Source organism: Candidatus Protofrankia californiensis (assembly GCF_900634765.1).
Lineage (GTDB): Bacteria > Actinomycetota > Actinomycetes > Frankiales > Frankiaceae > Protofrankia > Protofrankia californiensis.
In genome coordinates, this window is record NZ_CAAAFT010000297.1 from 1 (window position 1) to 9594 (window position 9594).

Consider the following 9594-nt stretch of genomic DNA (forward strand, 5'->3'; position numbering starts at 1 on the left):
CCCCCGGCACGGGGCGCCCCGGCCGGGTTGGACGTTCCGAAGAGCCGGGCACCGGGGTTCCCTCAGCACGCGGGTTCCTCCAGCACGGGGATTCCCTCAGCACGGGAGCGCCCTCACGACGACCGGGGTGACCTGCCGGAACTACTCTGATCAGCCAAGACCGGCACATCCGCCGGCGGTGTACGAAACAGCGGTATACACAACATAGGGAGCGCGGTGACCGACCAGAATTTCGGTCCGTACGGCCAGCCTGGCTACGGACAGCAACCGTACGGCACCCAGGGTGGGGGCCAGTACGGCCAGCCCCCGTACGGAGATCCCCACAGCGGCCCCGGGTACCAGGGTCAGCCCGGGTTCGGGGCCGGATACCCCACGCCGGGCACTCCCGTTCCCACCGGTTATCCACAACCGGTGGGCGCAGGCGTTCGCGGCAGACGGCGCAATCCCTTCGCGTCCTGGCTCGGCCTGCCTCTGATCACCCTTGGTATCTACGGCATCGTGTGGATCTACAAGACCAACAAGGAACTCAACGGCTACGACCGGCGGATCGAGGTCAACCCCGCCCTGTCGGTACTCGCGGTGACGCTGGGAGCGTTCCTGATCGTGCCACCGTTCGTGGCCGTGTGGCGGCTGGGTGCCCGCGCGCGCCGAGCCCAGCGGGCGGCCGGCATACCCGAACTGAGCACCGGCGTCGCGTTCGTCATCTGGCTCGTCGGCGGTGGCGCGCTGTATCTCCAGTACGAGATCAACAAGATTTGGGACCGCTATCCGGGTGCGGTGGAAGGACAGCAAGTACCCCTGTACGCCTGACCGGGCCTCCCCGAGGCGAGAACCGGACACCTGCTCGACCGGGCAGCGTCCATCCCTGGGATCTCGACGCCCGCGAACCCGGCGTCGAGATCCAGGAGGGATGCCGGCGGTGAGCGGCTCACGGCGGCCATGGGGACCCGCCTTGCGCCTACCGGTGCCGGACCCGCTGGGACTTGGGTGCGGCAAGCCGCATGCCGGCCCACTCCGTGGCGACGCTCACGGTGCTTGTCTGCACCAGACCGACAACCGGCACGGCCTCCAGAACGTCACTGGGCTCCACGTGGCCCGCCCTACCGGCCTTCGGTGTCAGCAGCCAGATCACACCGGACTCCGACAGCTGGCGGCGCGCGTCGATGAGTGCTTCAACAAGGTCGCCGTCGTCGTCCCGCCACCACAGCAGCACGACGTCGACCACATCGTCGGAGTCCTCCGGGACGAGTTCCGTTCCGCTGGCCGAGGTGACAGCGTCGAGAAGATCATGGGCGATGTCGTTATCTTCGTTGAGCGACTGAACCAGTACCCCGGGCGTAATGCCCAGACGTTCCGCACGCCGCTGACCCTCGGCGTTCGCCGCGGTCGGACTCACCCTCAACAACCTCCTACTCATGTCAGCTACCCGCGGGCACGCTGCCTGCGAGTACCGGCTGTACGGCACGGCGGTTGTTCGATCCACCTGCTGCGCGCACCACCGTGGACCTAGTCCACCGGAGCACCCCGGGGCAGCGCAAGTGCCACGCCGGTAGTTGTGGACAAAGGTGCCACCCGTACCGGCTCATCCGGACAGAAACGAGAGTCGAACAGTGCGTTCGGGATTGTCCACGTTGAGATCCACGAGTGCGATCGACTGCCATGTCCCGAGGAGCAGGCGACCGTCGAGGACCGGCACGGTCAGTGACGGGGCGATCAGGGCCGGAAGGACGTGCGACCGCCCGTGGCCTGCCGAACCGTGGGCATGACGCCAGCGACCATCCGCCGGCAGCAACTCACCGAGTGTGGCAATCAGATCGGCATCACTGCCCGAACCGAGCTCGAGCAGGGCGACCCCGGCGGTCGCGTGCGGGACGAACACCGACAGCAGCCCGTCCCCGCGCCCCGCCACGAATCGACGGGCGTGCCCGGTGAGATCACGAACACATTCGGTCTCGCCGGTGTGTACGGACACCGTGGTCGTCTCCATGCTCCGCCCTCTCCCCGAATGCCATTATTCCCCGGCCGGGTGTCCCGCGTCGGGCCGCGGTTTCACCGGACCTGCCGCCCGACCCGCCCTCAGCCACGCCGGCAACGCGGCCAGCTCACAACCCGGCCGCTGTCAACCTGTCAACCTGACAACCCGGCAACCGGGTTCAGCGGGCCGGCGGCAGCTTCCGCCCACGGCCACCCACCCCACGCCCAGGTTCCTCGGGACCTCCCGGCGGGCGAGAAAAATCATGATCGCGTACTCTTCGGCCGCCTGGGCCACAAGTAACGTCGGGAAGCGTGACGAGCCTCCCCGCGCAGAGCACGATAGAAGGGGACCTACTCGCGACGAAACATGTGAACAACGACCAAGTGACGTCAGGGAGAACACGTGGCGAAGGACAGCGGCAGGAGGTTCTCGGTCATCACCGACGGACTTCCCAGCCAGTTGCCGGACATCGACCCGTCCGAAACCGGCGAATGGCTGGAGTCCCTGGACGCGGTGATCGACGAGCAGGGCCGTGGCCGGGCCCGATTCCTCATGCTGAAGCTGCTGGAACGGGCCCGGGAGAAGGCCGTCGGAGTGCCCGGACTCACTAGCACCGATTTCATCAACACCATCCCGCCGGAGCGGGAACCGTGGTTCCCCGGGGACGAGCACATCGAACGGCGCATCCGGGCCTATGTCCGCTGGAACGCGGCCATCATGGTGAGCCGGGCAAACCGGCCCGAATACGGCGTCGGCGGACATATCGCGACATACGCCTCCAGCGCCGCTCTCTACGAGGTGGGATTCAACCACTTCTTCCGCGGCAAGGACAACCTGACCGGCGGGCCCGGCGGCGATTCAGGCGATCAGGTATTCATTCAGGGCCACGCCTCACCGGGTATCTACGCCCGTGCTTTTCTCGAGGGCCGGCTGACCGCGGGCCAGCTCGACGCGTTCCGCCGGGAGAGCGAGCCCGGCGGGCTGTCCTCCTACCCACATCCCCGTCTCATGCCCGATTTCTGGGAGTTCCCGACCGTCTCGATGGGCCTCGGGCCGATCCACGCCATCTACCAGGCCCGGTTCAACCGCTATCTGCTGAACCGGCGGATCAAGGATACGTCCGGTAGCCGGGTGTGGGCCTTCCTGGGTGACGGCGAGATGGACGAGCCCGAGTCGATCGGCGCGCTCGGCATCGCCGCGCGGGAGGAGCTCGACAACCTCGTCTTCGTCGTGAACTGCAACCTGCAGCGCCTCGACGGGCCCGTCCGCGGCAACGGAAAAATCATGCAGGAGCTGGAATCGTTGTTCCGCGGCGCCGGCTGGAACGTCATCAAGGTGGTCTGGGGCCGCGACTGGGACCCGCTGCTCGCCAAGGACACCGACGGGGTACTCGTCCACCGGATGAACACGACACCGGACGGCCAGTTCCAAACCTATACGACGTCGTCCGGCGCGTATATTCGTGAGCATTTCTTCGGTGCGGACGCGCGACTGCGTCGTATGGTCAAGGATCTTTCTGACGACGATCTGCGCAAACTCTCCCGCGGCGGGCACGACTACCGCAAACTGTACGCTGCCTACAAGGCGGCGACCGAGCACGCCGGTCAGCCCACCGTCATCCTCGCCCACACCATCAAGGGCTGGACGCTGGGCAAGGACTTTGAGGCGCGCAACGCGACGCACCAGATGAAGAAGCTCTCCAAGGCCGATCTCAAGGAGTTCCGCGACCGGCTCTACCTGGAGATTCCCGACTCCGAACTGGAGAGCGGCCTGCCGCCCTACTTCCATCCCGGCCCGGATTCAGAAGAGATCCAGTACATGCGGGAACGTCGGGCCGCATTGGACGGGACGCTGCCACGAAGGGTCGTCCGCGCCCGGCCCCTCCCGCAGCCACCGGCGTCAATCTTCGAGGACCTGCGTCGTGGTTCGGGCAAGCAGCCGGTGGCCACCACCATGGCCTTCGTCCGTCTTCTCAAGGACCTGATAAAGACGAAGGAAATAGGCGCCCGGTTCGTTCCGGTCATTCCCGACGAAGCACGCACCTTCGGCATGGACGCCATGTTCCCGACCGCCAAGATCTACTCGCCGCACGGCCAGCGTTACGAGGCCGTGGACCGTGAGCTCCTGCTTTCCTACCAGGAGTCCGAGTCCGGCCAGATGCTGCACGAGGGCATCAACGAGGCCGGTTCGATGGGATCGGTCATCGCCGCGGGCACCGCATATGCCACCCACGGCGTGCACATGATACCGGTGTACGTGTTCTACTCGATGTTCGGATTCCAGCGGACCGGCGACCAGATGTGGTCATTCGGCGACCAGCTCGGTCGTGGCTTCCTGCTCGGCGCCACCGCGGGCCGCACGACCCTCAACGGTGAGGGACTCCAGCACCAGGACGGCCACTCCCTGCTTCTCGCCTCGACGAATCCGGCATGCGTGGCCTATGACCCGGCATTCGCCTTCGAGGTCTCCCACATCGTCCGGGACGGCCTCGACCGTATGTACGGCGAACGCAACGAGGACGTCTTCTACTACCTGACCGTCTACAACGAGCCGTTCCCGCAGCCGGCCGAGCCCGCCGGGATCGATCCGGCGCAGATACTCGCCGGTATGTACCTGTTCCGGCCGTTCGCCGAAACAGGTCTGCCGGTACGGTCACCGGCCGAAACCGGCTCGGACACCGAGCCGCACCACGCGCAGCTGCTGGCGAGCGGTACCGGGATGCGATGGGCGCTCGAAGCCCAGGAGCTGCTCGCGAGCGACTTCGGCGTGCAGGCGGACGTGTGGTCGGTGACCTCCTGGAACGAGCTGCGCCGTGAAGCGCTCAGCTGCGAGGAGCACAACCTGTTGAACCCGGATTCGGTGGAGCGCCGGCCGTACGTGACCCGGATTCTGCAGGGAACACCCGGACCGGTGATTGCTGTAAGTGACTGGATGCGTGCGGTACCGGACCAGATCTCACGCTGGATCCCCCAGGACTACTCCTCCCTGGGTACCGACGGGTACGGACGCTCGGACACCCGGGTGGCGCTGCGCCGCCACTTCCACGTCGACGCCCAGTCGATCGCGGTGGCGACCCTGGAGGCCTTGACGCGCCACGGTGCGGTCAAGGCAGCGGTCGTCGAGGACGCGATCCGCCGGTACAACCTGCGGGAGGCGTAAAACTTCTGGCAGTAAAGCTTCTGACAGAGGTGTAGAACTCCCGACAGCGGCAGGTGGCGGCGGGTGGCGACGTCAGGGTCGCCACCTGCCGCCGTGCCTGCTTCCAGCGCGTCTGCTCCGACGATCCGGGGGGTCCGGGCCTCCCGGACCCCCCGGATCGGCTGCCCCTCTACCGCCCGAGTGCGGCGTGCATCTCCCACACCAGGATCTCCGCCGGCCCGGCCTCGGAGACCACGGAAAGTCCGTCGCAGCCCCTGATCCGGGCGGCATCCCCGGTGCCGAGTTCACCTGCGCCTTCCACCGTGACGCGGCCGCGCGTGACGAACAGATGCACCCATGGCGCGGACGGCAGTTGCACCCGGCCGGAGGTGGGCAGACGCGCCGCGTGCAGGACCGCGTTGCGCTGCTGGATGTCGATGGCGGCATTCGAGCCCACGCCACCGGCGACCGCCACCAGCTCGCCACTGGCGAGGGCATCCGTTACATCCATCTGGGCGTAACTAGAAGTGATTCCCGCAAGATCGGGGATCACCCACATCTGGATGAAGTGGACGGTGCCCGGATCGCCGGGGGCACACCCACATCCCGCTATGTCGGGTGTGTCTGCGGCGCCGGGGGACGCCACCGCATTCGTCTCCGCGTGCAGGATCCCCGTACCAGCGCTCATACGCTGGGCGATCCCGGGTCGGATGACGCCACGGGTGCCGGTGGAATCGGTGTGCAGAAGTTCACCGTCCAGAACCCATGTCACGATCTCCATGTCACGGTGCGAGTGGGTCTCAAAGCCACCACCAGGCGCGACATGGTCGTCGTTGGTGACCAGCAGCAAGCCGAAATGGGTGTTGGCGGGATCATAGTGACGACCGAACGCGAACGAGTGACGGGAGTCCAGCCAGTGATTTCGGGTCACCGTCCGGCTGTCCGCACGTCTGACGGCAATCCCCGCCCCCCGCAACGCCGAGATATCGGTCACAGTCGCTCGCATCCCTTTCCTGTCGCTCGCCTGCGTCCTCCGGCTACCATCGTTGCGGCTACTATCGGTGCGCCAGTTGCCGTAGGGTTCATCCGACGTACATGCTGCCGAGACCATGGTCCAACTTATTCGTCCCGACCACTATGATCCCCAGTCGGATGTCCAGGAAGAACGGGGCCTTTGGCCAACCAGCCCCAGGCGCGACGCGAGGGCCTCGTGAGGAGGCGATGTGACGGCTGCCGACAGCCCGGCACGACAGATGTCAGGGTCGCCACGGACAGGAATGCTACTCGGCGTTATCATCAGAATACGAAGCCGTGACATGGCCCGCGCGAAGCTGGGGAAACCGGCATGATTCTGCGTTTCCGCCGGATCGACAGACTCGAGAATCATCCCAATCTCCGTGGTATCCTCGCAATCCTCGCCCAACTGGTGCACACCAGTGACGTCGAACTCAACCAACTCGCCTCGGTCTGGCGCAACACGCCACAGCTTGCCGCCGCACGGGACAAGGCACTGTCACCGGATGCGCCGCTCGTCATCGAGGTCCTCGCCGCATTCGACGCCCTGTCGGCCATCTACGCCGACGACCTCGCAGGCATCGACGACTACGTGACGGTTGATCCAAGCGTCACCGCGACCGCCCTCAAGGCGGTTCGTGACGCGATCGCGGCCGCATACGCCAAACCGATTCTCACCCGGTCGGAGTATGCGGCACTGCTGCGGCCATGGCGTACCGTCTACCCCCGCAGCCGAGGGCACGAACCGGATCTCGGTCCGTTCGGATCCGAGGTCAAGCGTGTCCTCGCCGCGCTGCCGGTGCTGGCACGGCGCTGTCACGACGCGGACAGCCTGCGGACATACGATCGCCTGCTGGTAGCCGCGCTCACCCGGGACGAGATCGCCCACCGTGACGCGATGCAGATCGCGTTCAACAGCGCCGTACGCACGGGACGCCGCCGGGTGTGGACGCTGGTGCGCCGCAGCGCCGCCGAGGGGTTCTGGCGCCTGTGCCCGTCCTGCAACAAAATGATCGATTCCGTGGACGTCGGCACCGACCAGCGGGTCATGGAGCTCTGCGCGGACCTCGCGTGTGCCCTGCTCGTCCAGGACATCCTCGACCCCGACACCGTCGCGAGCCTGACCGCACCGCTACACACGCTGGTTCCGCTCCAGGAGCGCTACGACAGCAACCGGCATCGCCAGGCCCCGGGAACGTAGATCCCCGAAGTAACCGAGGGATCTGCGCCTCCGAGCACGCAAAAACTATCCTCGCGTGCTCTTCGGCCAGATAGGTTCCTCAAGGAGCCTCGGAGTACGGGAAAAAGTATCTCCGCACGCTCTTCGGCGAGGGTAGATCCCTTGGGCCTCTCCGAGCGCGCGAAAAACATCTTCGCGCGCTCTTCGGCCAGGTAGGCCCCTTGGGCCTCTCCGAGCGCGCGAAAAACATCTTCGCGCGCTCTTCGGCCGGGTGGCCGTTGGGCGCCGGTTCGTGCCGGCCGGTTCGTCACGCGGTCCGGACGCGCGGTATGGGCAGGGCCATCGACTGCCGAACGGCAACCATGCTGCTCCCGACCATGCTCGTCGTCCTCGGGGGTACCCGCCGCGGCTCGATGGTGCCTCCCGTCGGCAGAATCTCCCCGGTGTCATCGAAAAGGATCACACCGTTGCACAGCAAGCTCCAGCCCTGATCACAGTGCCGGTTTGTCACCCGCGCGGCGTCCCGGTCGGGACTGGTGGCGGACGGACACGGCGGCTGATGAGGACAGCTCCCCCTGCCGGTTTGGCGGACCTCGGTGGGTGCCTGTGAACTCGCCGACGTCGTTGTCGATAGATCTCCAGAAACCGATGTTCCTCGCACAGTCACAGAAGATTACGCCTCCGCGTAACGGACGTCACATCGACCTGCACTCTTGGGGGTGGTGGTAGTAGGGCGACTGGGACACAGCCATGACAACACGACCGCCGTAGCCCGGCGCATCATGCCTTGCGTCTCCATTTGCTCGCTTTGCGCCCCGATTTGCGGCGGCTGACACTCCCGTACCACCAGCCCGGAAGCATCCGGTGACAGATACCGGATATGACGACGCCGACCGATGGTCGGAAAATCCCTTCGGTACGTTTTCTCGGGACCCTTTACGGATGTGTACCCGGCCACGTTGCCAGCGGGCCGCACGTGGCGTGATCAGGAGGCCCCCGGTTGGATCGGGACCGACGCCGGCTGCGTTTGCTCCGGCCGGCTGCCCCGCGGCTCGGCCTCGTCCGCCGGCTGACGGTCGGCGGGCACGCTCCGATCACGGTCCTCGTCGTCATGGCCGTCGTCCTGCGGGTGCTGGCCATGATCGCCTATCGCCCGGCGCTGGAGTTCTCCGGGGACTCCCTGGCCTACCTTCGGCTCGCGCAGCCCCTGGTGCCCGATCCGGTCCGGCCGGCGGGCTATCCACTGCTGTTGCGCGCGTTGTCCGTGACCCACCGGTTGTGGGTGGTGCCAGCCGTCCAACACACCACGGGCGTGCTGCTCGGCATCTGCCTCTACGCGCTGGTGACGCACTGGGGCGTAGCCCCTCCGGTGGCGGCGCTGGCGGCGGCACCGGTGCTGCTGGACGCCTACCAGGTGAACATCGAACACTTCGTCATGGCGGAGACGCTGTTCGAGGCGCTGGTCGTCGCGGGTGCGGTGGCCCTCCTGTGGGCACCGAGACCGTCCGTACAGGCCTGCGGACTTGCCGGCGGCTGCCTGGCGCTGGCATCGCTGGTCCGCACGGTGGGGATCGTCCTGGGACTGCTCGCGCTGGTCTGGGTGCTGGTGCGGCGGCTCGGCTGGTCACGGTCGGCCGTGTTCACCGGCATGCTGGCCGCACCGCTGGCGGGCTACGCCGTCTGGTTCCATTCCGCGCACGGCACCTACGCGCTGACCGGGGGCGACACGTACTGGCTCTACGGCCGGGTGGCGCCCATCGCCGACTGCACGCGACTGGATCTGAGCCTGGACGCCCGTCAGCTGTGTTCACCGCATCCACCGGCCGAACGGCCCGGGCCGAACTACTACGTGTGGAACCACAACAGTCCCCGCTTCACCGTCAGTGTTCCCGACGACAGAAAGGATGCCGTGCTGGCCGAGTTCGCCCACCAGGTCATCCTGCGCCAGCCGGTGGACTACACACGGATGGTGACGAGCGAGGTAGCCCATTTCTTCACCCCCGGCCGATGGGTGGGACCACGTGACTGGTATATCGGCACCTGGCAGTTCCCCGCCGAGGCGGTGCCGGCCTACTGGAACAACAACGCACCGCTGATGACCTTCAACGGTGCGCAGGTCGCCCGGCAGGTCGCTCCCGGGCCTGCCGCGTTCCTGCGGGCCTACCAGCGCTACGGCTTCACCCCGGGGCCGGCGCTGGGCGCCATGGTGGCCCTCGGTGCCGTTGCGGTCCTGCTCGCGGGCAGGCGGGACGGGGACGGGCAGGCCGGAAGCGGCCTTGCCGGGGAC

Annotated in this window: 7 protein-coding genes and 1 pseudogene; 4 read left to right on the plus strand and 4 right to left on the minus strand. The window is 66.8% G+C overall.

Annotated elements, in window-relative coordinates; translation table 11 throughout:
- Window positions 1-216: 216 nt before the first annotated feature.
- Complete coding sequence (locus tag DD1DGNOD_RS15810) at window positions 217-810, plus strand: DUF4234 domain-containing protein (RefSeq protein ID WP_131767175.1); 594 nt, start codon at window positions 217-219, stop codon at window positions 808-810.
- A gap of 148 nt (window positions 811-958) precedes the next feature.
- Here the strand turns inward: DD1DGNOD_RS15810 and DD1DGNOD_RS15815 are convergent, their stop codons facing one another.
- Together DD1DGNOD_RS15815 and DD1DGNOD_RS15820 are read right to left on the minus strand one after the other, a co-directional pair.
- On the minus strand, window positions 959-1396 hold the full coding sequence (locus DD1DGNOD_RS15815) for a DUF3052 domain-containing protein (protein ID WP_131767176.1): 438 nt from the start codon (window positions 1394-1396) through the stop codon (window positions 959-961).
- Window positions 1397-1582: 186 nt separating this feature from the next.
- Complete coding sequence (locus tag DD1DGNOD_RS15820) at window positions 1583-1987, minus strand: YjbQ family protein (RefSeq protein WP_131767177.1); 405 nt, start codon at window positions 1985-1987, stop codon at window positions 1583-1585.
- A gap of 390 nt (window positions 1988-2377) precedes the next feature.
- On the opposite strand from DD1DGNOD_RS15820, the gene aceE reads away from it, so the two are divergent.
- Complete coding sequence (gene aceE / locus DD1DGNOD_RS15825) at window positions 2378-5134, plus strand: pyruvate dehydrogenase (acetyl-transferring), homodimeric type (protein WP_131767178.1); 2757 nt, start codon at window positions 2378-2380, stop codon at window positions 5132-5134.
- A gap of 169 nt (window positions 5135-5303) precedes the next feature.
- Here aceE and DD1DGNOD_RS15830 read toward each other — a convergent pair whose 3' ends face one another.
- Window positions 5304-6119 carry a pirin family protein gene (locus tag DD1DGNOD_RS15830; protein WP_131767179.1) on the minus strand — a complete coding sequence of 272 codons (816 nt, stop codon included), beginning with the start codon at window positions 6117-6119 and terminating at the stop codon, window positions 5304-5306.
- Window positions 6120-6458: 339 nt separating this feature from the next.
- Here DD1DGNOD_RS15830 and DD1DGNOD_RS15835 point away from each other — a divergent pair, with 339 nt between their 5' ends.
- Window positions 6459-7328 carry a hypothetical protein gene (locus tag DD1DGNOD_RS15835; RefSeq protein WP_131767180.1) on the plus strand — a complete coding sequence of 290 codons (870 nt, stop codon included), beginning with the start codon at window positions 6459-6461 and terminating at the stop codon, window positions 7326-7328.
- Window positions 7329-7614: 286 nt separating this feature from the next.
- Here DD1DGNOD_RS15835 and DD1DGNOD_RS30535 read toward each other — a convergent pair whose 3' ends face one another.
- Window positions 7615-7974, minus strand: coding sequence for a DUF5999 family protein (locus DD1DGNOD_RS30535; RefSeq protein WP_131767181.1), 360 nt, complete (start codon window positions 7972-7974; stop codon window positions 7615-7617).
- Window positions 7975-8307: 333 nt separating this feature from the next.
- On the opposite strand from DD1DGNOD_RS30535, the pseudogene DD1DGNOD_RS15845 reads away from it, so the two are divergent.
- Window positions 8308-9594 (plus strand): annotated as a pseudogene (locus DD1DGNOD_RS15845) (hypothetical protein); the annotation flags it as partial.